Consider the following 25,101-nt stretch of genomic DNA (forward strand, 5'->3'; position numbering starts at 1 on the left):
CCATCCGGTTTGTTTTTGATCGGGACGTTTTCCCTCGTCCTTTATCTATGGACTCTATCACACCATGTCACCGGCCCGCCCCGATACTTTTGAATTTGACAAATGCCGATCCATGTCGCTTTGATCTGGGTCATGTGTACAGTTATCATTCTGCGCCGCCCCGACCATGAATGGCCGGTGATTATCGGCGCCAATCGCGACGAAATGAACAACCGCCCGTGGAAGGCCCCGGCCCGCCATTGGGAGGACCGCCCTGATGTTATCGCCGGAATGGATGAAACCGCCGGCGGCACGTGGCTTGGCATCAACGAGGATGGCGTGGTGGCCGCCGTGCTTAATCGCTATGGCACGCTGGGCCCGGCCGATGACAAACGATCGCGCGGTGAATTGCCGCTCGAGGCGCTTGATCATGCCGACGCCATTGACGCAGCCCAGGCACTGGCCGAGCTTGACGGCACGGCATATCGCCCGTTCAACATGGTGATTGCCGATAATCGGGATGCCTATTGGCTGGCCAATCGCGGCGAAGGCAAAATCGAAATCACCGACATCCCCGAGGGATTGTCGATGATCACCGCCCATGATCTGAATGACAAAGCCAACAGCGAACGCACCAAACGCAACCTTCCGCGTTTCATCAGCGCCCCGCCGCCCAACCCCGAAGCCGATGACTGGTTTGCATGGCAGGCCCTTCTGGCTGATACCGGCATGATGGAACCTGATCCGGCACATCATGACATTCGTGCCGATGCCATGCTGGTGCGCAGCAATATCGGGTTTGAGACGATCTGTTCGTCCCTGATCGGGCTTCCGGCCATTCCGACTCAGAAAAACGAACTGCCGCGCCGCCCTGTCTGGCTGTTTGCCAACGGCCAGCCCGACAGCGTCCCCTTCCTCCCGGTCGAGATTTAGGCAGTCCGCCCGTTTCACCCCCGTAACGCCCGGTTTTCAGGGGGCTTTTCCGTCGTAGCCTTCCGCAGGTTCGACGGTTGCAAAATCCTATTATCAAGTCTGCGTAAATAGACCTACACGGCAATTGAGTTTCTGCGCCAGCACTGCTATACGGGGGGCGCGTTTTTCAGGGTGCTCGGGGACACTCCCCGCAAGCAAAGATGTGAAAGATTCCGCCAATGTCCAGAAAGCAGCCCATCTACGAGGGTAAAGCCAAGGTTTTGTACGAAGGTACCGAACCCGGAACCATCATCCAGTATTTCAAGGACGATGCCACGGCGTTCAACGCACAGAAGCGCGGCACCATTGCCGGCAAGGGCGTCCTGAACAACATGATCACCGAATTCGTCATGACCCGTCTGGCGGAAATCGGCATCCCGACGCATTTCATTCGCCGCATCAATATGCGCGAACAGCTTTGCAAGAAATGCGAAATCGTTCCAATCGAGGTCGTGGTGCGCAATATCGTCGCCGGTTCGATGGCCAAACGTCTTGGCCTTGAAGAAGGCGAACGTCTGCCGCGCCCGATCGTCGAATTTTATTACAAAGACGACGCGCTTGGTGATCCGCTGGTTTCTGACGAGCATATCCTTGCCCTTGGCTGGGCAAGTGCCGAAGAGCTCGAGGAAATCGTCGGCATGACCCTTCGCGTCAACGATTACCTGTGCGGCCTGATGCGCGGCATCGGGATCAAGCTGGTCGATTTCAAACTTGAATTCGGACGCGTCTGGGAAAGCGATTTCATGCATCTGGTTCTGGCCGATGAATTCAGCCCGGACAACTGCCGCCTCTGGGATGCCGTGACCAACGAAAAGATGGACAAGGACCGTTTCCGCCGCGATCTTGGCGGGGTCGAGGAAGCCTATCAGGAAGTGGCGCGCCGTCTCGGTGTCCTGCCTGAGTCCGCGGACATAGAATCGCTGAACAAAGACAAATAATCCCAAGGCCGCGCTTGCGCGGCCTTTTCTTATCGACGCCGGAACCATCGGAACCGGTACATTATTGTTTGCAAACAAGTATCGCCGTATGGCGAGTGCGCACTCAAAGGAGCTTCTCGTGAAAGCACGTGTCCATGTCACCCTGAAGAACGGTGTTCTTGACCCGCAGGGTAAAGCCGTTCACCACGCCCTGCAGGGTCTTGGTTTTGCCGGTGTCAACGATGTCCGCCAGGGCAAGTTCATCGAACTCGAACTGGATGGCAGCGACGTCGAAAAGGCACGCGCCGAGGTCAAGGAAATGTGCGAGAAGCTTCTCGCCAATACCGTGATCGAAGATTACAGCATCGAGCTGGCCTAACTGCCCGGGCGGGGCTTTGCCGTTGCAGGGCCTTTGTCTGTCGCGATCAAGTAACGGATATTAATCGAGAGACGGTATTTCATGAAATCCGCTGTCATCCTCTTCCCCGGCATCAACCGGGAGAATGACGCCATTGCGGCCCTTGAACAGGCCACCGGCACCAAACCGACCGTGGTTTGGCATGGCGAAACCGAACTGCCAAAAACCGACATCATCATGGTTCCGGGTGGTTTTTCCTATGGCGACTATCTGCGTTGCGGCGCCATGGCTGCCAAATCCCCGATCATGCGTGCGGTTGCCGAACGCGCGAAGGCCGGCGTGACCATCCTTGGCGTCTGTAACGGTTTCCAGATTCTGACAGAAGCAGGCCTGCTGCCCGGTGCGCTGATGCGCAATGCCAGCCTGAAATTCATCTGCAAGAACACGCATCTGAAGATCGAAAACACCAATACACGCTTCACCAACCATTACAAAACCGGCGAGGTCGTCGATTATCCGGTTGCCCATCATGACGGCAACTTCTTTGCCGATAGCGAAACGCTTGACCGCCTCGAAGGCGAAGGTCGCGTTGTTCTGCGCTATTGCGATGCCAATGGTGTCGTTGATCCGGCAACCAACCTGAACGGGTCGCAGCGCAATATTGCAGGCATCATCAACGAGGCGGGCAACGTCCTTGGCATGATGCCCCACCCGGAAAATGCGATTGATCCGCTCCATGGTGGCACAGATGGCCGCAATCTGTTCAAAAGCTTGGTGGAGGCAGCATCGTGAGTGCTAACGATTTCAACACCCCGATCACGCCGGAACTGGTCAAGGAACACGGCCTGAACGAGGAAGAGTATAAACTCGTCCTCGAAATCATGGGCCGTGAACCCAACATCAACGAGCTTGGCATTTTCTCGGTCATGTGGTCGGAGCATTGCTCTTACAAATCATCGAAAAAATGGCTCAAAACCCTTCCGACCAAGGCTGACTGGGTCATTCAGGGACCGGGTGAAAACGCTGGTGTCATCGACATTGGCGATGGTCAGGCCGCCGTCTTCAAGATGGAAAGCCACAACCACCCCTCCTTTATCGAACCCTATCAGGGTGCGGCAACCGGTGTTGGCGGCATCATGCGCGATGTCTTCACCATGGGTGCCCGTCCGGTCGCAAACCTCAATGCGCTGCGCTTTGGCGAACCGGATCATCCGAAAACCCGCCACCTGCTTAGCGGTGTCGTCGAAGGCATCGGCGGTTACGGCAACTGCATGGGGGTCCCGACCATCGGTGGGGAAACCAACTTCCACGCATCCTATAACGGCAATATCCTGGTCAATGCGATGACCGTGGGTCTGGCCGACGCCGACAACATCTTCTATTCCGCAGCAGCCGGTATCGGAAACCCGGTTGTCTATGTCGGTTCGAAAACCGGCCGTGACGGTATCCATGGCGCAACCATGGCCTCGGCCGAGTTTGATGATGACAGCGATGAAAAACGTCCTACCGTTCAGGTCGGCGATCCGTTCACCGAAAAGCTTCTGCTCGAAGCCTGCCTTGAACTGATGGCAACCGACATGATCGTCGCCATTCAGGATATGGGTGCGGCCGGTCTGACCTCGTCCTCGTTCGAAATGGCGTCCAAGGGCGGCGTTGGTGTCGAACTGTGGCTTGATAAAGTCCCGATGCGCGAAGAAGGCATGACCCCCTACGAACTGATGCTTTCAGAATCGCAGGAACGCATGCTGATGGTCCTGAAACCCGGTTGCGAAGACGCCGCCAAGGCGATCTTTGACAAATGGGAACTCGACTTTGCCGTCATCGGTATCCTGACCGATACCAAACGCATGGTTCTTAAATGGCATGGCGAAGTTGCCGGTGATCTTCCGATCGATCCGCTGGCCGAAGCATCGCCGGAATACGACCGTCCGTGGGAACCGACCCCGAAGCAGGATCGTATCGATCCGGTAAGCATTTCGGGCAAGGTCAGCCATATCGATGCGCTGAAAACCCTGATTGCGTCCCCGGACCTCGCGTCGCGTCGCTGGATCTGGGAACAGTATGACCATCTGGTCATGGGCAACACGATTGTCCGTCCGGGGGGTGATGCCGGTGTCGTACGCGTTTCGGGCACGAACAAGGGCATTGCAGCCACCACCGATTGCACCCCGCGCTATGTCATGGCCGATCCGGTCGAAGGTGGCAAACAGGCCGTTGCCGAAGCATATCGCAACCTGGTTGCCACCGGTGCCAAGCCGCTTGCGATCACGGATAACATGAACTTCGGTAACCCGGAACGCCCGCGCATCATGGGTCAGTTCGTTGGTGCCTGCCAGGGCATTGCCGAGGCCTGCATTGCGCTCGACTTCCCGGTCGTTTCGGGCAACGTGTCACTTTACAACGAAACCAATGGCGTCGGCATCATGCCAACGCCCGCAATCGGTGGCGTTGGGGTGATTTCCGATCTGGGTCATCATGCCACTATCGGCATCAAACGCGATGACAGTGCGCTGATCATGATTGGTGCCGCGACCGGTGAACTTGGCCAGTCGCTGTATCTCAAAACCATCGAAGGCCGCGAAGAAGGCGCCCCGCCGCCGGTCGACCTGAATGCGGAAAAACGGGCTGGTATGCTGGTGCGTGAACTGATCGAGCTTGGTCTGGTCCGCACCTGCCACGATATCGCCGATGGCGGCCTTCTGGTCGCGGTTGCCGAGATGTGCCTTGCGGGCAATATCGGTGCCGACCTGCACCTGCCCGAATCCGGTAGCGAAGTCGCATGGCTGTTTGGCGAGGATCAGGGCCGCTACGTGATTGCCACCCGCGATCCGGACAAGGTCCTGAACGCGGCGGGCAGCGCGAATGTCGCCGCGGTCATCATCGGTCAGGCCGGGGGTGATGTGGTCACCATTGATGGTGGTGCCAAGGTATCCCTTGCCGAGCTGCGCGACCTGAACGAAGGCTGGATGCCGTCCTATATGGCAGAAGCCGTTCAGTAAGCCGTCCAAACCGCAAACCCGAAACCCCGTCAGAGAAATCTGGCGGGGTTTTGTGTTTTGACCCGGTTCAGTCCAATTTAAGGCAAGCCTGCCGCCAGTTCCCCCAAGATAGCCGCCGTTTGGGCGTCGGCTGGCAACAGAGTTTCAATGGCAAGTTCGGACAATGTGACTTCGACCGGGGTACCAAAGACCGTGGTTGTGCTGACAAAGCGGAATTCACCGGCATCACTTTGCAAAACCAGCGGCACGACAAGCCCGGTCAGTTCTCCTGCCCCGTCAGCCATATCAGTTTCCGTCACCTTCTCGGGGGCCCGGTAACGGCTGGCTTCGTCATAAAGGCCGCGGAGCTTCGCATCTGCTGTCACTGCAATCTGGCGACGCATCCGGTCCAGCAGATGATCGCGCCATTCTGTATAATTGACCACCCGGGGAGCCAACCCGTTCGGATGCAGACTAAGCCGCAAGATATTGACTGGCGGTTTGAGAAATTCCGGGCCAACCCCGCCAAGCAATAAGGGTACGATCCGGTTTGCGGCCACCATGTTCCAGTGCCGGTCCATCGCCAGCGCCGGATAAGGTTCGTGCGCGGTCAGTATTCTTTCCACCGCCATTCGGATGGCTGCCGATTGGTCCGTGCCAAAATCATGGTCGGCATAAATCGGCGCAAATCCTCCGGCAATCAGCATCGAATTGCGTTCACGCAGCGGTACATCAAGACATTCGGAAAGATGCAACACCATGTCGCGACTGGGTCTGGCACGTCCGGTTTCAAGGAAACTCAGATGCCGGGTCGATATCTCCGCCTCGCTTGCAAGGTCAAGCTGGCTCATCCGGCGCTGTTTGCGCCAGACCTTAAGCACAGTGCCAAACGGGTCGGGTTTCAGTTCGTTCATCGGATCACCGTCTTGTTGTTAACCCAATCCTAGCATCAAACGAAAACCGCAAACATTACCTGTCAGGTAATCGTATCCCTTCCCGATCTTGGGCATGGTTGGCAGACCAAAACAACCCAACCAATCGAAAGGTCGATATGATGATAGTCAAAGCGCCCCATAAAATGCTTAGAACGGTTTTGATGTTTGATGCGGCAACCTGTTTTGCTTTCGGCTTGCTACTGTGCCTTGGCGCAGGGCCCCTTACCAGCCTCTTTGGGCTGCCGACCGATCTGCTTCTGTTTGCCGGGCTTATCCTGTTTCCCTGTGCGGTTTTGATGTTTATCGTAGCAAAGCAGCCCAATCCCAGTCTGGCTCTTGTCTGGTTGATCATACTGGGCAATCTCGGCTGGGCTCTGGGCAGCATCGCGATACTGATCCTGCCGATTGGTGCCCCCACGGCCATTGGATATGGCTTTGTCATTATGCAGGCACTGGGCGTACTTGGCATCGCGGCCTTTGAATATCGCACAATCGCGCGGCATTCCTTGTCGCCTGCCGCCTGAACCCCCATGTCTTCTGGTGGGAGCGGAAGCATCATTAGGGGCCAGAATGACATTTTCGGCAAAGTTCTTCGTCACATCTCTTTTCGTCGTCGGCATGGCCGTTCTGGCCGTGATGCCCGCGACGAAAAGTCATGCCGAAACCATTTATGTCGACGAGGCAAACCCGCCCTTCATGTATCGTGCCGGGGATAAGGCAACAGGTATCTATCCTGCGATGATCCAGGCGATTTTTCTTCATGCCGGGATTGATGTCGATATTGTCGCGGTACCATGGAAACGTGCGATTGAAAATCTCGATGCCAACAAGGGCGGTGTTGCCGGAATATACAAGAATCTCGAACGCCAGAAAAAATATTACTTCTCCGACCCGATCCATGTTGAACGGCTGATGCTTTATCACCACCGCGATATTGCCCCCAAACCGGACGAAATTGAAGATCTGCGCGGCCAGACCGTTGGCGTCATTCGCGGATGGAGCTATGGGGATCAGATCGATGACGCACGCAAACGCGGCGTGTTTACCGCATCCGAAGCATCCGGAGATGAACAGAACTTTCAGATGCTGTCGCTAGGCCGGGTTGATAGCCTGATTGCCATTCAGGAGGCTGGCGATGTCTGGATCAAGCGGTTGAAGCTAGACGAAAAGATTACCCGCGGTGAGGAGCCCGTGCGTGAGAATACGACCTATATCGTATTCAACCGCGCCTCATCTGCGATTTCGATGATGACCGCAATCAATCGTTCGATCGAAGAGTTGCGCGAAAACGGCACCCTGCAACGCATCACCGAGGATGTGTTGCAGGGTGCAAGCAATTACTGATCGAAAGCGGGCGACCTAGCGGAAGCTGATTTTGGGGAACAGGCTTTTCTTCGGTGCGGTTTTCGGACCTACGCGTTCATCAATTGCCGCAGCAATCTTGTCGGCGATGGCAGCATAAGCCTTGGAATGTTCGCCGTCCGGATCGGTATGGATGATCGGTTTACCTTCGTCCGCGCCAAGGCGGATTTTAAGGTCGAGCGGAATTTCGCCAAGGAAGGGTACGCCAAGTTCGTCGGCGGCCTTGCGGGCACCACCGTGATCAAAGACATGATCGACATGGCCGCATTCCGGGCATTTATAATAGCTCATGTTCTCGATCAGGCCCATCACCGGGACATTGACCTTGCGGAACATGTTGAGCCCCTTGCGCGCGTCAAGCAGGGCAATGTCCTGCGGGGTGGAAACAATCACCGCCCCGGTGACCGGGACGCGTTGCGCCATCGAAAGCTGGATATCGCCTGTACCCGGCGGCATATCGACAACAAGAACGTCAAGCTCGCCCCAGTCGCTGTCGCGCAGCAGCTGTTCAAGTGCGCCCATCGCCATCGGTCCACGCCAGATCACCGGCTGTTCTTCATCGACAAGGAACCCGATCGACATAATGCGGATGCCAAATGCTGATGGCGGCACCATTTTGCCCTCCTTGTCGGAATGGGTTGGCTTGGCATCGCGAAGGCCCATCATGCGCGGCAGGCTCGGCCCATAAATATCGGCATCCAGCAGACCGACCTTCAGCCCCTTGGTCGCCAGCGACAGCGCCAGATTGACGGAGGTCGTCGATTTACCAACCCCACCCTTGCCCGATGCAACGGTGATGATCGACCGCACGGTTGGCAGTTCAAGCGGCTTTTGCGATGCCCCCTGCGGGCGTTGTCCGGCTTGCGGAGCGGGCCCTTGCGCCCCATGTGTATGGCCATGGGAATGGGGATGCGAATGACCACCTTGCGCCGGGGCAGAAGCCCCCTTCGGACGTTCTGCCGTAAGGGCCACACGGGCCGTTGTGACCCCGTTCACATCGGCAACGGCACGCTCGGCAGCAAGACGAAGGTCTTCAAGCGACGCCCCGCGCTGCGGGTCCACCGCAATCATGACATTGACAGTTTCGTCATGGATATCAATGCCTTGAACCATACCCTTTTCGACGATACTCTTGCCGTCAGCCGGATCGATAACCGTCGAAAGGGCTTCAGTAATGCGTTCCCGGTTGGGCGAGGTCATATTGCAGTCTCCGAAAATTGGCTTAAGTCCGTGATCGCACAGAACTTGCAGGCGCGTATCGTTGTTTTGCAGGGCAAGCTGTCATATAAGGCCTTAGGGCGTGGCCCCATTAATTACATGCAACGCCGTCCGGATAAAAGGATTCAGACGGAGCTTGGTGCGCAGATAGGTCAGATGACCACGATAAGCAAGCAATAGGCATGTCATTAATGGGCTCATGTCCCAAGATCGGTAAGCATAAATAAACACCGAACGGCAAGAAGAGGAAGACACTCGATGCCTTGGAATTCACAAGGGGGCGGCGGCCCCTGGGGTGGTGGCGGAAACAATGGCGGCGGCCGCAATCCGTGGGGACAGCGTCCCCAGGGTGGCGGTGGCGGCGGTGGTAACACGCCCCCCGATTTTGATGAAATAATTCGCAAAAGCCAGGAACGCCTCAAGCGGCTGTTCCCCGGTGGTGGCGGTTACAAAGGCTTTGTCCTGATTGGTATCGCCATAATCGGGTTGTGGCTTTTGACCGGTTTCTATCGCGTCCAGCCGGGCGAACAGGGTGTGACACTTCTGTTTGGCAAATGGGTTGGTACAACCGGTCCGGGTCTGAATTATTTCCTGCCCGCCCCGATTGGCGAAGTGATCAAGCCGAACGTCGAACGCACCAACCAGATCGAGATCGGTTATCGTGGTAACGGTACCGGCACTGGCGGCGCGCGCGATGTCCCGGAAGAAAGCCTGATGCTGACCGGCGATCAGAACATCATCGACATTGATTATGTCGTTCAGTGGCGCATCAGCGATGCCGGTGCCTATCTGTTTAATGTTCGCGACCCGGAAAACACCATCAAGCTTGCAGCCGAAAGTGCGATCCGCGAAGTCATCGGCAAAACCAATCTGGAAGAAGCCCTGACGGTCGGTCGTGTCCGTGTTGAAGAACAGACACGCACCCTGCTGCAATCGATCATGGACGGCTATGCTTCGGGTATTTTCATTGCAGAAGTGAAAATGCAGAAAGTTGACCCGCCGCGTGACGTTATCGATGCGTTCAACGATGTTCAGCGTGCCCGTCAGGACCGTGACCGTTCACAGAACGAAGCACTGGCCTATCGCAACGACATCATCCCGCGTGCAAAAGGTGAAGCAGAACGTCTGGTTCTCGAAGCTCGTGCATACAAGGATCAGGTTGTGAAGAATGCCCAGGGTGAAGCAGAACGCTTTATCTCGGTTTATAATTCCTATCTGACCGCGAAAGATGTCACCACACGTCGTCTGTATCTCGAAACCATGCAGGATGTTCTCAAGAACTCCAACAAGGTCATTCTTGATCAGAACGGTGAAGGTGCAAACGGCGTTGTTCCCTATCTGCCGTTGCCTGAAATCCAGAAACGCGCGAATGCAGGAGGCAATAACTAATGGCTAGTCCTAAACTTATTGCTGCCGGCGTCGTTGTCGTTATTGGTGCCGTCGTTGCATCCATGTGCATGTTTACCGTTCGTCAGGACCAGCAGGCGCTGGTGCTTCAGTTCGGTAATCCGGTCCATGCGGTTTCCGAACCGGGCCTGCATTTCAAGCTGCCGATTCAGAATGTGGAATATTACGAGCGCCGCATTCTTGAACTTGATCCGCCGGTTCAGCAGGTTCTTCTGTCGGACCAGAAGCGTGTCAATGTTGACAGCTTTGCCCGTTGGAGAATCGTTGATCCCCTGCAGTTCCGTCAGCGCGCAACCAACTCGGCGAACTTTGTTCAGCTTTTTGGGCAGCGTCTGAACTCGGTTATTCGTGGCGAACTTGCACAGGCTCCGCTTGTGTCGCTTCTGTCGGATAACCGGTCGCAGATCATGGAGAAAATCCAGGCAACCCTGATCGAGCCGGCAAAGGAATTCGGCGTCGAGCTGATCGATGTTCGTATCGGTCGTACAGATCTTCCGCAGGAAACGTCGCAGGCGGTGTATAACCGTATGCGTTCTTCGCGTATCGCCGAAGCCGCACAGCTTCGCGCCGAGGGTGAAGAGCTCAAGGCGAAAATTCAGGCAGAAGCGGATCGTGAACGCGTCGGCATTCTGGCCGAAGCCCGCCGTCAGGCAGAAGTTCTGCGCGGTGAAGGTGACGGTCAGCGGAACATCGTTCTTGGTGAAGCCTATGGCAAGGATGCCGGTTTCTTCGAGTTCTATCGTTCGCTGGAAGCCTATCGCGAGGCACTTTCGGATGGTTCGACGATGGTGATTTCACCGGATTCCGAATTCTTCCAGTACTTTAACAACTCGTCGCCTGGCGCAACGCGCTAGACAAACGGGTGCTGGACAAAGCACTAGGGCGACCGGCATAGTGTGCCGGTCGCCCTTTTTTGTTTGAAAATAATGTCCTGTTGATAGTTATATCGCACACAGGTTCATAGAAACGCCGGAACGTCCACGCCCATGAAGGAACTCGTTACAGCTGTTCTCCTGGCCATCGCGCTGGAGGGAATGTTTTATTCGCTGTTCCCGGGCGGCGCCAAACGTGTGATGGAACTGGTGCAGGAAATCCCCGAATCCCAATTACGGATCGGTGGCCTTGTTGCCGCGGTCGTCGCCATCGCCGCGATCTGGGCTGTGCGGGTCTGGCTTTGAAGATAAAGTTCGGGGCCATTTCGCGCATATTTGCGCCTTCTGGTGTGCAAACACAGAAAAACCCGGGCTCTTCCTTGATTTTTCTCAGGCTTGCCAAATTTCTGACAAACTCGGCGCTAACTTGGCTAGTTAAGCGGTGCATGAACTATCCAAAAGAACAGCATCGCGTGCTGCAAAAATTCAATACCGTGAACGCGGCAACGAACAGGATCAGACACATGCTAAAAGCATTATACAACCCGGCGCGAAGCAAATTTACGGCTGCGCTGGTGATTGTTCTTCTTGGCGTGACCAGCGTCTCGCAGATTGCGAACGCTCGCCCCGCTCCTGAAAGTTTCGCAGACCTGGCCGAAAAGCTTCTGCCCAGTGTGGTAAATATCTCGACCAGTCAGATGGTGGCCGAACGCCAGGGTCCGGACTTCCAGTTCCCTCCCGGCTCGCCGTTTGAAGATCTTTTCAAGGACTTCATGGATCGCAACGGACAAGGTGGTGGACAAGGCCAGGGCCAGACTCCCCAGCAGCGCCGTGCGACCGCACTGGGTTCGGGCTTTATCATCTCGGCTGACGGTTACATCGTGACCAACAACCATGTGATTGACGGTGCCGACGAAATCACGGTGCGCCTGCATGATGGCGATACGCTTCCGGCGAAACTGATCGGTCGCGACCCGAAAACGGATGTCGCACTTCTGAAAGTCGAACCGACAGAAGACCTGCCTTTCGTTAAATGGGGGGATTCAGACCATTCCCGCATTGGCGACTGGGCGATGGCGATCGGTAACCCGTTCGGCCTTGGTGGCACAGTGACCGCAGGGATCATTTCGGCACGTAACCGTGACATCAATCAGGGTCCGTATGACGATTTCATCCAGACCGATGCCTCGATCAACCGCGGGAACTCCGGCGGGCCGCTGTTCAACCTTGATGGCGACGTCATCGGGATCAACAGCGCGATCTATTCGCCGTCCGGTGGTTCGGTCGGGATCGGTTTTGCCATTCCCTCGGCAATTGCACAGTCGGTTGTCGAACAGCTCAAGGAATATGGCCGGACCCGCCGTGGCTGGCTTGGCGTTCACATCCAGACCGTGACCGACGATATCGCGGACTCGGTCGGCCTTGATGAATCAACCGGTGCAATGGTTGCCGGTGTATCCGAAGACGGCCCTGCAAAAGCCGCCGGCATCAAACAGGGTGACGTCATCCTGTCGTTCGATGGCAAGGAAGTCGAAAGCATGCGTCGCCTGCCGCGGATCGTTGCCGAAACCAAAATCGGCAAGGATGTCGATGTGGTGATCTGGCGTGACGGTGAAAAGAAAACCGTTCAGGTCGAACTCGGCGAACTTGAAGAAGAAACCGTCGCAACCGCGGCAGAACCGGGTGAAGAACAGGCACCTGCCGCCATTGCCGAAGCTGAAATCAAGGCACTTGGCCTCAAGGTCGCCAATGTCGATGATGAACTGCGTCGCCGCTATAACCTTGCCGAAGGCACCGAAGGTGTCATCGTGACCGATGTGAATGGTGACAGCTATGCTGCAGAAAAAGGTGTCCGCCCGGGCGACATCATTATCGAGGCATCGCACAGCTCGGTTTCGACCGTCGAAGAAGTAGCCGATGCGGTTAAAAAGGCACTTGATGATGATAAACGCACCATCCTGATGCTGATTGAAACCTCTGCAGGCCCGCGTTACTTCGGCCTGACCCTGAACAAGGAAGAATAAGGCCTTCGGGTTTTACTCTACGATGATCAAAAAAGGGCGGCCCTTGCGGGTCGCCCTTTTTGCTACGCGTTTTTCTGACTGCCTGGATCAGATCACAAAATCGGATTTGGCATAGCCCTGCAGATAAAGCAGTGCTGTCAGATCACTATGATTAATGCAGATGCGCGCCTGTTCCTGAACTGCGGGCTTGGCATGAAAAGCCACACCTGTCCCCGCCAGCGAGATCATCTGCAGATCATTGGCACCATCGCCAACCGCAATGGCATCCTCTACTCCAATCCCCTGCTCTGCCGTCAGTTTTTCAAGCGCATCGACCTTGGCCTGACGATCCAGAACCGGTTTTTGTACCTTGCCGGTCAGCTTACCGTCTTGGGTGATCAGAACATTGGCCTGGTCGAAATCAAAACCAAGTTCGCGGCGTACCGCGCCGGTAAAGTAATCAAAACCGCCCGATACAAGGGCGGCAAAGGCACCATTGGCCTTCATGGTCGCAACCAAGGTTTTCGCCCCGCCGGTATATTCAATTTCTTTCCAGGCTTCGGCCAGCATATCGGTCGACATGCCATCAAGCAGCCCGACGCGTTCATCAAGGGCCGCCTCGAAATCAAGTTCGCCATTCATCGCGCGTGCCGTAATCGCGGCGACATGGTCCTTGACCCCGGCAAAGGCAGCAAGTTCATCAAGGGTCTCTCCCGTCACCATGGTGCTATCCATATCGGCAATCAGCAATTTCTTGCGACGCGTTTTGGCGGTCTGGGTCACGGCATCGACACCAAGACCGGCATCACGTAACGCCGTATCGGCAATATCAAGGCTCAGCCCGGCAAAGCCGATATCGCACGCCTCGCGCGTCGCCAGCCACGAAACATCCCCGACACGCGCCCCGGCCGCGGCCAGAACGGTTTTGGCACGCGCGACAATATCGTCACCTAGCGCGTTCGAATTGGGGGCAGCGATCAGGGTCAGGACCAGATCCATGGATTGCAGGCTCCTTGGCATGGCGAAAGATTAATAATATTGCGCTCTTTATCCGTATTGCGACCGGCAAAGACAAGAGCCGTTTTATCAAAGCCGCCCCTCTACGCAGTTTTTGTCCCGCAATGATGACGCTAATATCTATGCGTTGCGGGTCGAAGCCCATAAACTGGCTGACCACGATAAATTGAATGATTGAAAGTGCCTTTCCGATGTCGGCCCAGACCACAGCCCCCTTCCAACCCGTCCTGATCGTTGCCGGGCCAACCGCCAGCGGTAAGTCCGCGTTGGCGCTTGATCTGGCGGAGGCGTTTGACGGCGTGGTGATCAATGCCGACAGCATGCAGGTCTATAGGGAACTGCGTGTGTTAAGTGCGCGCCCTGATGACAGCGAGATCGCACGCGCGCCGCATCGGCTTTATGGTGTATTGTCCGGGCGCGAGGCATGTTCGGCCGGGAAATGGCGCGACATGGCGATGGCGGAAATTGCCAAATGTCATGCAAATGGCAAGCTTCCGATCATTACCGGGGGGACGGGTATGTATCTGAATGCCCTGACCGAGGGGATCGCCCCGATTCCCGATATTCCCGCCGGGATTCGCCAACAAATCACCGCTGATCTGGAAAAAGCCGGGCATCAGGCGTTTTTCAATGATTTTGCCAAACGCGATCCCGACACAGCCGCCACCCTTGATCCGTCAAACACCCATCGCCTGATCCGTGCAGCCGAAGTTCTGGCCGGAACCGGCCGAGGTCTTGCAGCATGGCATCACGAGCCGATGGTAAAACCACCCGAAGGCATGGTTTTCAATAAGCTATGCTACATGCCGCCGCGCGACATCCTTTATGATCGCTGCAACCGGCGTTTCGATTTGATGATCGAACAGGGCGCAATCGAGGAAGTCCGCGGACTTCTGGCCGAAAATCTGCCGGAAACGGCCCCTGTGATGAAAGCCGTCGGGGTGCGCGAGATAGCAACCTACCTTGCCGGCCAGATTGATCTTGAGACAGCAAAAGAGAAATCACAGCGCGAAACCCGGCGTTATGCCAAGCGGCAGTTAACGTGGTTTCGACATCAGATGAGTGACAAGGAGATCATCGACGCGCAATATTCGGAAAGTTTGGCAGACAAATTGCGTAATGATGTTCACCAATTTCTGTTGACCACGCCAAAGTGAGGCGATAGGTTGGCCCTTCCGCCGTCGAAATGGCGGAAAACCGCCGTTTCGGCGGATTTTTCAACTCCAGTTCAAGGGTAATTGGATCATGTATCAACCACGCGGTTATCACGCGGCACGTTGTTGTCGCTAAGGAAGAGGCTCGAAAATCATGGCAGAACGTATTTTAAGCGGTTCGGAAGTAGTGTTGCAGGCTCTGGTCGATCAGGGTGTGGAAGTCGTGTTCGGCTATCCCGGCGGCGCCGTCCTACCGCTATATGACGAGATATTTAAACAAAACCGGATTCGTCATATCCTAGTACGCCATGAACAGGCTGCCGTGCATGCCGCCGAAGGTTACGCACGTTCGACCGGAAAGGTCGGCGTTGTTCTGGTAACCAGCGGTCCGGGTGCAACGAATGCTGTTACCGGCCTTACCGATGCGTTGATGGATTCGATTCCCGTCGTCTGCCTTACCGGGCAGGTTCCGACCCACCTAATTGGCAATGATGCGTTTCAGGAAGCCGACACCACCGGCATCACCCGCCCCTGCACCAAGCATAACTACCTGGTGAAGGACAGTGCGAAGCTTGCCCGAACGATGCATGAAGCATTCCACGTTGCGTCAAGCGGCCGCCCGGGTCCGGTCGTGATCGACCTGCCGAAAGATATTCTGGTCGCCAAGGCACCGTATCTTGAGCCTTCACAGGTTCAGCACCGCACTTATAACCCGGTTGTCAAAGGCGACCGCCGCCAGATCGAGGAAGCGCTCGAACTGCTGGCATCGGCGAAAAAGCCGATCCTGTATTGCGGTGGTGGCGTGATCAATTCCGGCAGTCAGGCCTGCAAGGTCCTGACGGAACTCACCCGCCTGACCGGTGTTCCGATTACGCTGACCCTGATGGGCCTTGGTGCCTATCCGGCATCAGACAAGCAGTATCTTGGCATGCTCGGCATGCACGGCACCTACGAAGCCAACATGGCGATGCATGATTGCGATGTCATGATTGCGGTTGGTGCACGTTTTGATGACCGCGTGACCGGCAACCTTGATTTCTTCTCGCCGGGCTCACAGAAAGTCCAGATCGATATTGATCAAAGCTCGATCAACAAGAACGTTCCGGTTGATATCGGGATTGTGGGCGATGTCGGTCATGTCCTTGAAGACATGATGAAAATCTGGAAAGCCAAACAGCACAAGATCGAAGCCAAGGCGCTTGATAGCTGGTGGGACGAGATTGAAGGCTGGCGTGGTAAACACTGCCTGTCCTACAAACAGCCCAAGGACATCATCAAGCCGCAGCACGTGATCCGTCGCCTGCATGCGCTGACCCGTGATCGCAAGACCTACATCACCACCGATGTCGGTCAGCACCAGATGTGGGCAGCCCAGCATTTCGGGTTTGAACATCCGCATGAATGGATGACGTCCGGTGGTCTTGGCACCATGGGGTATGGCATGCCCGCCGCCCTTGGGGTCCAGGTTGCCCATCCGGATGCAACCGTGATCTGCTTTACCGGTGATGCATCGATCATGATGAACATTCAGGAATGCGCGACGCTGACCCAGTATCGCCTGCCGGTGAAAACCGTCATCCTGAACAACCGTTACATGGGCATGGTCCGCCAGTGGCAGCAGCTTCTGCACGGGTCGCGCTATTCGGAAAGTTACAGCGAATCCCTTCCGGATTTCGTCAAACTGTCCGAGGCATTCGGCTTTACCGGTATGACCTGTAACAACGCGGCCGATCTTGATGACGCACTGACCAAGATGCTTGAAATCGATGGTCCGGTGATCCTCGACGTTGCCGTGGATGACAAGGAAAACTGCTATCCGATGATTCCGTCGGGCAAGCCGCATAATGAAATGCTGCTTGGGGCGGAAACCACCGGTGACGAAGCCATTGATTCCGACGAAGGGATGGTTCTGGTCTGATCCGCGAAACCCGTTCGCGACAAGACATCATCAAAACCAAAATCAAAGGCCGGGCCGGGCTGCACACTGAATGCGCCCGCCCGCGCCCTAGCGGAGCAAGACCCGTGAAAGAAACCGAAATTTCGAAACACACGATATCCGTTCTGGTGGATAACGAAGCAGGTGTTCTGGCCCGTGTCATCGGCCTGTTTTCTGGCCGTGGCTATAACATCGAAAGCCTGACCGTGGCCGAGGTTGACGCCAGTTCCCACCAGTCCCGCATCACCGTTGTCACCTCGGGTACACCCATGGTGATCGAACAGATCAAGGCACAGCTTTCACGTCTAGTGCCGGTTCACAAGGTCAGCGATCTGACCCTTGCCGGACCATGCGTTGAACGTGAACTTGCCTTGGTCAAGGTGATTGCATCGGGTGAAAAGCGCGTCGAGTCCCTGCGTATTGCCGATATCTTCAAGGCACGTGCAGTCGATGCGACCAACAGTTCCTTCGTCTTCGAAATCATCGGAAGCCCGGAAAAAATCGACGCCTTCATCAAATTGATGGAGCCGTTGGGGCTTTCGGAAACTTCGCGCACGGGTGTCGCAGCAATTTCGCGCGGCACGCTGACGATGTGAGTTCGCCGGGGATGCCTTGGCATTCCCGCTTTAACCAATTTGATCCATCCGCCACGCAAACAAAAATCGCGTGGTCCAACGTCCAGAGGTATCGAAAGATGCGTGTTTATTACGACCGCGATGCAGATGTTAATCTGATCAAGACCAAAAAAGTTGCCATCATCGGTTACGGTTCGCAGGGCCATGCCCATGCGCTGAACCTTCATGATTCCGGTGTTAAAGACGTTGTTGTCGGCCTTCGTGAAGGTTCTTCGTCGCGTAAAAAGGCTGAAAATGCCGGCCTGAAAACCATGACGCCGGCCGAAGCCGCGGCTTGGGCAGATGTTGTCATGATCCTGACCCCGGACGAACACCAGGCTGCGATCTATGCCAACGAACTGCGCGACAACCTGAAAGACGGTGCCGCCCTTCTGTTCGCACACGGTCTTAACGTTCATTTCGGCCTGATCGAGCCGCGCGCTGATCTTGACGTCATGATGATCGCACCGAAAGGCCCGGGCCACACGGTTCGCTCCGAATACAAACGTGGCGGCGGCGTACCCTGCCTTGTTGCCATCGAACAGAACGCGTCGGGCAATGCGCTTGAACTCGCACTTTCCTACGCATCGGCAATCGGTGGCGGACGTTCGGGCGTGATCGAAACCACCTTCCGCGAAGAATGCGAAACCGACCTGTTCGGTGAACAGGCTGTTCTTTGCGGCGGTCTGACCCAGTTGATCAAATACGGTTTTGAGACCCTGACCGAAGCTGGTTATGCTCCGGAAATGGCATATTTCGAATGCCTGCACGAAGTGAAACTGATCGTCGACCTGATGTATGAAGGCGGCATGGCCAACATGCGTTACTCGATCTCGAACACTGCGGAATACGGCGACTATGTCACCGGCCCGCGCGTGATCGACGCATCGGTCAAAGAACGCATGAAAGAAGTTCTTGCCGACATTCAGGAAGGCAAATTCGTTCGTGACTTCGTTCAGGAAATGCATTGCGGCCAGCCGATGTTCAAGGCAACCCGTCGCCTGAACGCCGAACACGAAATCGAAGAAGTCGGCACCAAACTGCGCGCAATGATGCCGTGGATTGCTGCCAACCAGCTCGTCGATAAAGAAAAGAACTAAGCTTTACGCTTTGTTTTGCAAAACGGCCGTCCCGATGGGGCGGCCGTTTTTGTTTGTCCGCACACAACAGCCATGATGTGTTTGGGGTGGATTTTACAGGCCGATCCGCGTAATCCTGACCTTTAAAACTTTAACTCAAACATGAGCATTTTGAATGTCGGACTTTATCGATATCGCCCCGGAAGTCGCCGAAGCCCTTGCTGCTGGCAAGCCGGTTGTCGCCCTTGAATCCACCATCATCTCGCACGGGATGCCCTATCCGCAGAACCTTGAAACCGCGCAGGCGGTTGAACAGGATGTGCGCGATAATGGCGCAATCCCGGCCACCATCGCGGTGATCGGCGGGCGTTGCAAAATCGGCCTGTCACCGTCGGAACTGGAATATTTCGCCAAGGGTACCGACATTCTGAAACTGTCGCGCCGCGACATCCCATACTGCATCGCCAAGAAACGCGATGGCGCCACCACCGTTTCGGCAACCATGATTCTGGCGGAAAAGGCGGGCATCAAGGTCTTTGCCACCGGCGGGATTGGCGGGGTTCACCGCGAACTGGCAGCAAGTTTCGATATCTCGGCCGATCTGACCGAACTTGGCAAGACCAGCGTTGCCGTCGTCTGCGCCGGTGCCAAGGCGATCCTTGATATTCCGATGACGCTTGAACATCTTGAAACGCTGGGTGTGCCGGTCATTTCATATGGCACGGATGAATTCCCGGCCTTCTATACCGTCAAAAGCGGCCAGAAAGCCCCGATCCGCCTTGATAGCCCGGTTGAAATTGCCGAATTCCTGAAATCGAAATGGGAATTTGGTCTTGAAGGCGGGGCTGTAATCGGCAACCCGCCGCCAGCTGATAAGGCATTGGAACTTGATGCCATCGAACATGCGATTGATAGCGCCCTGATCGAAGCCAAGGGCCTAAACATCCATGGTCGCGAAGTCACGCCCTTCCTTCTGGAACGCGTGACCCAGCATACCAAGGGCAAAAGCCTTGAAGCCAATATTGCACTGGTGCGCAACAATGCGGTCCTTGGCGCCAAAATCGCGGTTGCGCTGGCGGTCTAAGGCGCCTCGTTCCGGACACATTGCAAAAAGTGAAAAAGCCCTTGATCCTGTCAGGGGCTTTTTCCTTGGAATTTTCAAAAGCTGCGCTTAGTCGACCTTGTCGTTGCCTCTGACATCCCCGCATTCACCATTCTCTTTTTCACCCGTCGCATTTGCCGCCACAAGTGCGCGAATGATCGCCAGAACTGCAGGTGAATCCACATCCGACCCGCGGATGGACCGCTCGTAACGAGCGACATCGTTAGCAAGAAACTGCAAATTGGATAAAACAATATCGGTTGTCTGACGTGACAGATACAACCTGCCACCGTAATCGTTTGCCGCACGGCGCAATAAAGCCGTCATCGTCGAGAGCTGTTCACTCAACATCTATTCTCTACGCGATTTATGATTTTAATTATCGACCCACAACTTATTATCGCTATTTTTCGCGTATTAACAACATCAAAATACACCAAATACGCGATAAATACGCAAAATTCGCGTAGTTACAATGCAGAACACTTCACAAATTTGCCTATTCGGAGTAGCCTCCGCGGTATTCCAAACATAGCAAGCAGGGCCGAATTATGAACTCCGATGCAATGACCGGACTGGGCCAGCGGATCGGGATTTGCGAGAAGATCGCAGGATCACGCAGTGCCCTTGCTGCAAAAACAGGTATTGCCGCGCGCACGCTCGAAAACTATAGCCACGGACGCAATGACCCGAAGGCATCAGCATGTGTTGCCATCGCACAGGCCACTGGCGTGTCGATCGAATGGCTCATGACCGGTATTGGCTCCCCTGCCTTGGAGGCCCCCGAAAGCGAACGCAAAATCGTTTACAATATTGCCTATTTTCTTGCCCGCAAATCCAAGGCTGTCAAAGCGGACCCAGTGGAGTTTGCTGATTCATTTCTGTCACTTTACGATTATTGCCGGGAGAAACAGCAATCGGGATCGGAAACGTTTGATGCGCAGGCATTTGAGAATGTCGTGGAATTTGCATCGAAGCGTTTTCAGAACAATAGCGCCTGATCAATAGCTGCAACCGTTGCCGCAACCGGTTGCAATCATCACAGACATAGCCGACTTCCGGCAACCGCTGACCTTCAATTACGCGGTCGCGTTTGACCTGACTGCGCCATCCCATTTGCGCATACCAGAAGCGGATCGGATTATCACGGAAAGCCCAAAGCACCGGCGGGATCAGGCGACGTTCGGTCAAAAAATCAACCATGGTCAACATCATGATCGGCCCAGTTTCCCGGCCACGATAGTCCGGCAGAACATAAGCAGCGTGCATTTCGCCTTTTCCGTCGATGTCCGGATCCTTATTGCGACAACAGAAACAAAACCCAACGACCTTTTGACCGGCCTCGATCACGAATAATCCATCGCTATCTTCGTGGGAGTCGAACCAGTCCAGCCATTGCTGTTGACGATATTCTCGCGACCGACTGCGTAAAACGGCTTCGGGCATGAAGGCATATGTTTCACGCCAGCAGAAGGCGTGAATCTGCGAAATCATTGAAACATCGTCGATTTTTGCGGCCCTGATCGAAATCATTGATTTTCCTCCAATTGATTAATGGAGGAAAATCATTGCACATCTTTCGCGTGTTGCGTTTTCCGTATAAAACTATTTTAAAGAAACCAGTCAAAACCATTACCGTCTTAAACGATAGTGACCGGATTTAATGCATGCTTGATGTCGATCTTCAGAAACGTCTTGATCAGGCTGCTGCTGGTGTTCGTAAAGAGAAGCCAGTCTTATCAAGAACTCAGCATATCGCGATTACGATTGCGGTTTCGCTGTTCATGACCACGGTTGGCATTGCAACCTACGCACAGCTTAACAGCATCCCCTCCATGCCATCTGACGATCTGGGAAAACTTGCTGTCCTGGTCAGTGATGTGACGGAGTCGGTACCGGCTGATATCTGGGCGGCGATGGAAAACCATATCGGCAAGCCAGCCGAAAATTTCAGCGCTGATGATCAAGTTCGTGCAATTGCGTTCCTGCTTGAACTGATCGAAAAGCAGCCCAAGCCCACAATCAATATATGGTGACGACCGAACTGGTCACGACAACCGGATAATCGCGCAGTTTGCGCCACATGGTACGTGCCGGATAGGCATTGAGTCTGGTTTCCGTTATCCCCGAAAGACCATCAGCCACCATCAGACTGTCAAAGAAATCCGGGGCCAGTTCCATCTGCGCCGGGCTTGTCATGACGGTGACGCCATCGGTGGTGAAGGCGGAATAGAAACAAAGACGGCACGCGCGTTCGACCGGAAGCCAGGCATCGGGCGTCATGACCGCGACCAGAACCCCCATGACCGATCCCGAAACACCGTGCAAAAGGCGCGTCACCGGAATGAAAGGCACGCCCGATTGCTGTCCGGTTACCGGTGTGCCAATCCTGATATCGTCGCTGTCGGCGGCAATGGTCTGACTGAAATAGTCACGATCGGACAGGTCAAGATCGGCGGCGGGATGGCGGGTGGTATCGAAGCGCAAAATTCCCCTGGCATCGATGAATAACAAGGCGCGAACTGCGGAAACCTGTTCGGTAAAACGTTTCAGACTGCCTTGCAGCACGACTTCGTTCATGCTGCCGTCATTGCGCAGAAGATCGGCCGAACGACGCATCAAACCATCCGTCTGGTTCAGGATGTTTTCAACATGGGTCGCCATCAGAAGAACGTTTTCTTCGAGCGAGATGTTTGCCGTATCGGCAGCGGCCTGCCCCGGTGCCCAAAACAGGCAAAGCAGGATAACCAGCCATTTCTTCATCATGTCCCCCGCGCTGTGCGACATTACAGCTACCCAAATTCGGACATTCTGTAAATGAAACAACAGCGCGGCGGCTTCCGCAATATCTAATATTCGGCGGTTTTTAACGACGAAGGGCCGGGTCAAGGCGGCTGTCGTCAACCGGATCGCCCCAGACATTGGTGCAGGGCAAAACACCGGCCCAGACTGGCAGACCATAATCTTCCTCGTCATCGACCGGATCACCGGTGCGGACCTTGGCCGATACCTCGTTCAGATCAAAACCAAGGAACATGGTCGCCTTGAGCTCCTGCTCATTGGGATGACGGATCTGATCCCAGCGGCCTTTGGACAGCTTTTCGACAAACAGCCGGGAATGTTCCATTTTGCCTTCCGGGTCGGTTACGATTTCGCCCTTGCCGTAAATCACGACCGAACGGTAATTGGCCGAGTGATGAAAGGCCGAACGCGCCATCACCAGACCGTCCAGATGCGTAATGCACAGGCAGGCTTCCTCGCCATTGGCGATAGCGGCCAGAATGCGGTTCTTCGATGCACCATGGATATAAATCCGTTCCCCCACGCGCCAATGCGCCGTCGGGATCATTGAGGGACGGCCATTCACGATGGTGCCAACATGACAGATCAGGGCATCATCAATGATACCATGCACAAGTTTTCGGTCGTAACTGGCACGTTTGGGACCACGCACCACTTTGGTTGCGGGATGAACTTCGTATTGTGCCGGAAGTGCGGTGGTATCTGACATTTTCTTTGTTCTCTGTAGCTTCTGGTGACGCAAGGGGCTGACGTCATCATCGACAGAATTGGACTTTATCACAGGTCCGTTATAAGAATTTTGACAGAACCAATTTCAACATCATCCGTCACCGATTGGCCAAGATGCGCAGCGACTACACCTGGATTTATCCCAGCCATACCGCCAAAGCCGACAATGCGAAGGAAGACAGTGCCTATCGCCGTCTTTATCTTGGCATCCGCCAGGCCATTCTGGACGGGCGGTTACATCCGGGCGAGAAGCTGCCCGCCAGTCGTGACCTGGCCAAAAGCCTTGGCGTTTCACGCAATACGGTGGTGACCAGTTTCGATTTGCTGATATCCGAGGGCTATCTCGAAACCCGGATCGGTGCCGGAAGCTTCGTTGCCAGCAGCCTGCCCGACCGGGAAATGACGGCAACCATCCTGCCCGCATCAACAGATCAGGGCAGCAAAACAGCAAACCTTCCACGACTTAGCCAAAGTGCCACACGCATGCTGGCCTATGACCGACGGTTTCCACGGTTTCGCGTGGCGCGTCCGTTTAACCCGGCGACACCGGATCTTGATGCCTTTCCATTTGATATCTGGGCGCGGCTGTTGCGCCGAAGCTGGCGGGCACCGGCACTTGACCTGACCATTCCGGTTGATCCGCTTGGCATGCCTGCATTGCGGGACGAGGTTGCCAAATGGTTGCGCCAGTCCCGGGGGGTCAAATGCGACGCCGATCAGGTGATGATTGTTTCAGGCGCGCAGCAGGCGCTGGACCTGATTGCGCGTGCCCTTGTGGATCCGGGTGACGTGATCGCGACCGAGGACCCGGGTTACGAAGGCATTCGCGGCGTTCTGGCCGCCAGTGGTGCCACGTTGCTGCCGATCCCGGTGGACGGCGAAGGATTGCAGGTAGATCAGCTTGGCAAGGATGAACCGGCCCGGATCGTCGTCACGACACCCTCGCGCAATTATCCGCTGGGCACGACATTGTCGCTTGCCCGTCGCCTTGCCCTTTTGCAATGGGCAGACACCCATGATGCGTGGATTGTCGAAGACGATTATGACAGCGATTATCGCTATGACGGACCGCCGTTATCGTCCCTTCAGGGATTGGATCGGCAAAATCGCGTGCTTTATGTCGGCACGTTTTCGCGCGTCCTGTTTCCCGGTATCCGGCTTGGCTATCTGGTTCTGCCGCCTGCCCTGATCCCGGTATTTCGGGGTATGCGCGGCTTTGCCGACGGTGTGCCTGCCCCAACCGCACAGGCCGCATTGGCCGCCTTCTTCGCCGAAGGGCACTTTGGCGGTCATGTCCGCAAGATGCGGCTGAGTTATGGGGAACGAAGGGCACATCTGCGCGAACTGATCGAAACACGTGCCAGTGATATTTTGCAGGTCCTGCCGTCGGATGGCGGATTGCATCTTTGTACGCGCCTGACCGGTGGACAGGATGATGTTGAATTGCAGGAACGGATGGTCAAGGCGCAGCTCGATTGCCGCGCCCTTTCATCCTATTACCATGATAAATCAGAAGAAAATCGCGGCACCCTGCCGCAAGGGCTGGTGCTTGGCTTTGCCGGATGGAAAAAGAATGTCATTTCGCAAAGTTTCGATGAACTGATCGATCTCATCCGCCGTAGACCATAATGTACCCCGAGCCAGAGAGAGCGCATCGGCATCCCCTC

25 protein-coding genes and 1 pseudogene are annotated in these 25,101 nt (G+C 55.4%); 19 read left to right on the forward strand and 7 right to left on the reverse strand.

The window, feature by feature from the left end; all coding sequences use genetic code 11:
* The first annotated feature begins 132 nt into the window (after positions 1-132).
* The 5 genes from R1T41_RS02585 (at position 133) to purL (ending at position 5,225) form a co-directional block, all read left to right on the forward strand.
* Entirely contained in the window at positions 133-912 is a 780-nt protein-coding gene (locus tag R1T41_RS02585; RefSeq protein ID WP_170954186.1) for an NRDE family protein, read from the forward strand.
* A gap of 218 nt (positions 913-1,130) precedes the next feature.
* On the forward strand, positions 1,131-1,889 hold the full coding sequence (purC, locus tag R1T41_RS02590; protein WP_317339761.1) for a phosphoribosylaminoimidazolesuccinocarboxamide synthase: 759 nt from the start codon (positions 1,131-1,133) through the stop codon (positions 1,887-1,889).
* 118 nt (positions 1,890-2,007) lie between these two features.
* Positions 2,008-2,247, forward strand: a complete 240-nt coding sequence (purS, locus tag R1T41_RS02595) for a phosphoribosylformylglycinamidine synthase subunit PurS (RefSeq protein ID WP_007092030.1) — start codon at positions 2,008-2,010, stop codon at positions 2,245-2,247.
* 81 nt (positions 2,248-2,328) lie between these two features.
* Positions 2,329-3,018 carry a phosphoribosylformylglycinamidine synthase subunit PurQ gene (purQ, locus tag R1T41_RS02600; RefSeq protein WP_317339764.1) on the forward strand — a complete coding sequence of 230 codons (690 nt, stop codon included), beginning with the start codon at positions 2,329-2,331 and terminating at the stop codon, positions 3,016-3,018.
* On the forward strand, positions 3,012-5,225 hold the full coding sequence (purL, locus tag R1T41_RS02605) for a phosphoribosylformylglycinamidine synthase subunit PurL (protein WP_411045558.1): 2,214 nt from the start codon (positions 3,012-3,014) through the stop codon (positions 5,223-5,225). Before purQ ends, purL begins: the two co-directional genes overlap by 7 nt.
* Positions 5,226-5,302: 77 nt before the next feature.
* Here purL and R1T41_RS02610 read toward each other — a convergent pair whose 3' ends face one another.
* Positions 5,303-6,118, reverse strand: coding sequence for a helix-turn-helix transcriptional regulator (locus tag R1T41_RS02610; RefSeq protein WP_317339768.1), 816 nt, complete (start codon positions 6,116-6,118; stop codon positions 5,303-5,305).
* Between the two features lie 137 nt (positions 6,119-6,255).
* On the opposite strand from R1T41_RS02610, the gene R1T41_RS02615 reads away from it, so the two are divergent.
* Positions 6,256-6,663 (forward strand): hypothetical protein, encoded by a 408-nt coding sequence (locus R1T41_RS02615; RefSeq protein WP_317339770.1) that lies wholly within the window; start codon positions 6,256-6,258, stop codon positions 6,661-6,663.
* Positions 6,664-6,709: 46 nt separating this feature from the next.
* Positions 6,710-7,483, forward strand: a complete 774-nt coding sequence (locus R1T41_RS02620) for a substrate-binding periplasmic protein (protein ID WP_062953336.1) — start codon at positions 6,710-6,712, stop codon at positions 7,481-7,483.
* A gap of 15 nt (positions 7,484-7,498) precedes the next feature.
* On the opposite strand, the gene R1T41_RS02625 is transcribed toward R1T41_RS02620, so the two are convergent.
* Positions 7,499-8,701: an Mrp/NBP35 family ATP-binding protein gene (locus R1T41_RS02625; protein WP_317339772.1), complete on the reverse strand. Its 1,203-nt coding sequence runs from the start codon at positions 8,699-8,701 to the stop codon at positions 7,499-7,501.
* A gap of 276 nt (positions 8,702-8,977) precedes the next feature.
* Here R1T41_RS02625 and hflK point away from each other — a divergent pair, with 276 nt between their 5' ends.
* The 4 genes from hflK (at position 8,978) to R1T41_RS02645 (ending at position 13,022) form a co-directional block, all read left to right on the forward strand.
* Positions 8,978-10,108 carry an FtsH protease activity modulator HflK gene (hflK, locus tag R1T41_RS02630; RefSeq protein WP_317339774.1) on the forward strand — a complete coding sequence of 377 codons (1,131 nt, stop codon included), beginning with the start codon at positions 8,978-8,980 and terminating at the stop codon, positions 10,106-10,108.
* Positions 10,108-10,980, forward strand: coding sequence for a protease modulator HflC (gene hflC, locus R1T41_RS02635; protein WP_062953333.1), 873 nt, complete (start codon positions 10,108-10,110; stop codon positions 10,978-10,980). The genes hflK and hflC overlap by 1 nt, the downstream gene beginning before the upstream one ends.
* Positions 10,981-11,112: 132 nt before the next feature.
* Positions 11,113-11,304 carry a DUF2065 domain-containing protein gene (locus R1T41_RS02640; protein ID WP_114111086.1) on the forward strand — a complete coding sequence of 64 codons (192 nt, stop codon included), beginning with the start codon at positions 11,113-11,115 and terminating at the stop codon, positions 11,302-11,304.
* 218 nt (positions 11,305-11,522) lie between these two features.
* The gene (locus R1T41_RS02645) at positions 11,523-13,022 is read left to right on the forward strand and encodes a DegQ family serine endoprotease (RefSeq protein WP_062953331.1); all 1,500 of its coding nucleotides are present in this window, start codon (positions 11,523-11,525) and stop codon (positions 13,020-13,022) included.
* Between the two features lie 87 nt (positions 13,023-13,109).
* On the opposite strand, the gene serB is transcribed toward R1T41_RS02645, so the two are convergent.
* Positions 13,110-14,000, reverse strand: a complete 891-nt coding sequence (serB, locus tag R1T41_RS02650; protein WP_317339777.1) for a phosphoserine phosphatase SerB — start codon at positions 13,998-14,000, stop codon at positions 13,110-13,112.
* Positions 14,001-14,188: 188 nt separating this feature from the next.
* Here serB and miaA point away from each other — a divergent pair, with 188 nt between their 5' ends.
* The 5 genes from miaA (at position 14,189) to R1T41_RS02675 (ending at position 19,885) form a co-directional block, all read left to right on the forward strand.
* A complete protein-coding gene (miaA, locus tag R1T41_RS02655) occupies positions 14,189-15,175 on the forward strand; it encodes a tRNA (adenosine(37)-N6)-dimethylallyltransferase MiaA (RefSeq protein ID WP_317339779.1) in 987 nt (328 codons plus the stop codon).
* A 151-nt stretch (positions 15,176-15,326) separates the two neighbouring features.
* Positions 15,327-17,090, forward strand: a complete 1,764-nt coding sequence (locus tag R1T41_RS02660; RefSeq protein WP_317339781.1) for an acetolactate synthase 3 large subunit — start codon at positions 15,327-15,329, stop codon at positions 17,088-17,090.
* A 104-nt stretch (positions 17,091-17,194) separates the two neighbouring features.
* Positions 17,195-17,704 (forward strand): acetolactate synthase small subunit, encoded by a 510-nt coding sequence (gene ilvN, locus R1T41_RS02665; protein WP_037989846.1) that lies wholly within the window; start codon positions 17,195-17,197, stop codon positions 17,702-17,704.
* Positions 17,705-17,802: 98 nt separating this feature from the next.
* Positions 17,803-18,822, forward strand: coding sequence for a ketol-acid reductoisomerase (gene ilvC, locus R1T41_RS02670; RefSeq protein ID WP_007092048.1), 1,020 nt, complete (start codon positions 17,803-17,805; stop codon positions 18,820-18,822).
* Positions 18,823-18,976: 154 nt separating this feature from the next.
* Positions 18,977-19,885: a pseudouridine-5'-phosphate glycosidase gene (locus tag R1T41_RS02675; RefSeq protein WP_317339785.1), complete on the forward strand. Its 909-nt coding sequence runs from the start codon at positions 18,977-18,979 to the stop codon at positions 19,883-19,885.
* An 87-nt stretch (positions 19,886-19,972) separates the two neighbouring features.
* On the opposite strand, the gene R1T41_RS02680 is transcribed toward R1T41_RS02675, so the two are convergent.
* Entirely contained in the window at positions 19,973-20,254 is a 282-nt protein-coding gene (locus R1T41_RS02680) for a hypothetical protein (RefSeq protein WP_317339787.1), read from the reverse strand.
* Between the two features lie 215 nt (positions 20,255-20,469).
* Between R1T41_RS02680 and R1T41_RS21935 the strand changes: the two are divergent.
* Positions 20,470-20,658, forward strand: a pseudogene (locus tag R1T41_RS21935) (helix-turn-helix domain-containing protein); the annotation flags it as partial.
* Positions 20,659-20,749: 91 nt separating this feature from the next.
* Here the strand turns inward: R1T41_RS21935 and R1T41_RS02685 are convergent.
* A complete protein-coding gene (locus R1T41_RS02685) occupies positions 20,750-21,436 on the reverse strand; it encodes a GNAT family N-acetyltransferase (RefSeq protein ID WP_317339789.1) in 687 nt (228 codons plus the stop codon).
* A gap of 134 nt (positions 21,437-21,570) precedes the next feature.
* Here R1T41_RS02685 and R1T41_RS02690 point away from each other — a divergent pair, with 134 nt between their 5' ends.
* Positions 21,571-21,939 carry a hypothetical protein gene (locus R1T41_RS02690; protein ID WP_062958398.1) on the forward strand — a complete coding sequence of 123 codons (369 nt, stop codon included), beginning with the start codon at positions 21,571-21,573 and terminating at the stop codon, positions 21,937-21,939.
* Here the strand turns inward: R1T41_RS02690 and R1T41_RS02695 are convergent.
* Positions 21,926-22,690 carry a hypothetical protein gene (locus R1T41_RS02695; RefSeq protein WP_317339791.1) on the reverse strand — a complete coding sequence of 255 codons (765 nt, stop codon included), beginning with the start codon at positions 22,688-22,690 and terminating at the stop codon, positions 21,926-21,928. The genes R1T41_RS02690 and R1T41_RS02695 overlap by 14 nt on opposite strands.
* A gap of 79 nt (positions 22,691-22,769) precedes the next feature.
* On the reverse strand, positions 22,770-23,414 hold the full coding sequence (locus R1T41_RS02700) for a pyridoxamine 5'-phosphate oxidase family protein (protein ID WP_317339792.1): 645 nt from the start codon (positions 23,412-23,414) through the stop codon (positions 22,770-22,772).
* A gap of 134 nt (positions 23,415-23,548) precedes the next feature.
* Here R1T41_RS02700 and R1T41_RS02705 point away from each other — a divergent pair, with 134 nt between their 5' ends.
* Positions 23,549-25,063, forward strand: a complete 1,515-nt coding sequence (locus R1T41_RS02705; protein ID WP_317339794.1) for a PLP-dependent aminotransferase family protein — start codon at positions 23,549-23,551, stop codon at positions 25,061-25,063.
* Positions 25,064-25,101 lie beyond the last annotated feature (38 nt).

The sequence above is a fragment of the Thalassospira lucentensis genome (assembly GCF_032921865.1).
Lineage (GTDB): Bacteria > Pseudomonadota > Alphaproteobacteria > Rhodospirillales > Thalassospiraceae > Thalassospira > Thalassospira lucentensis_A.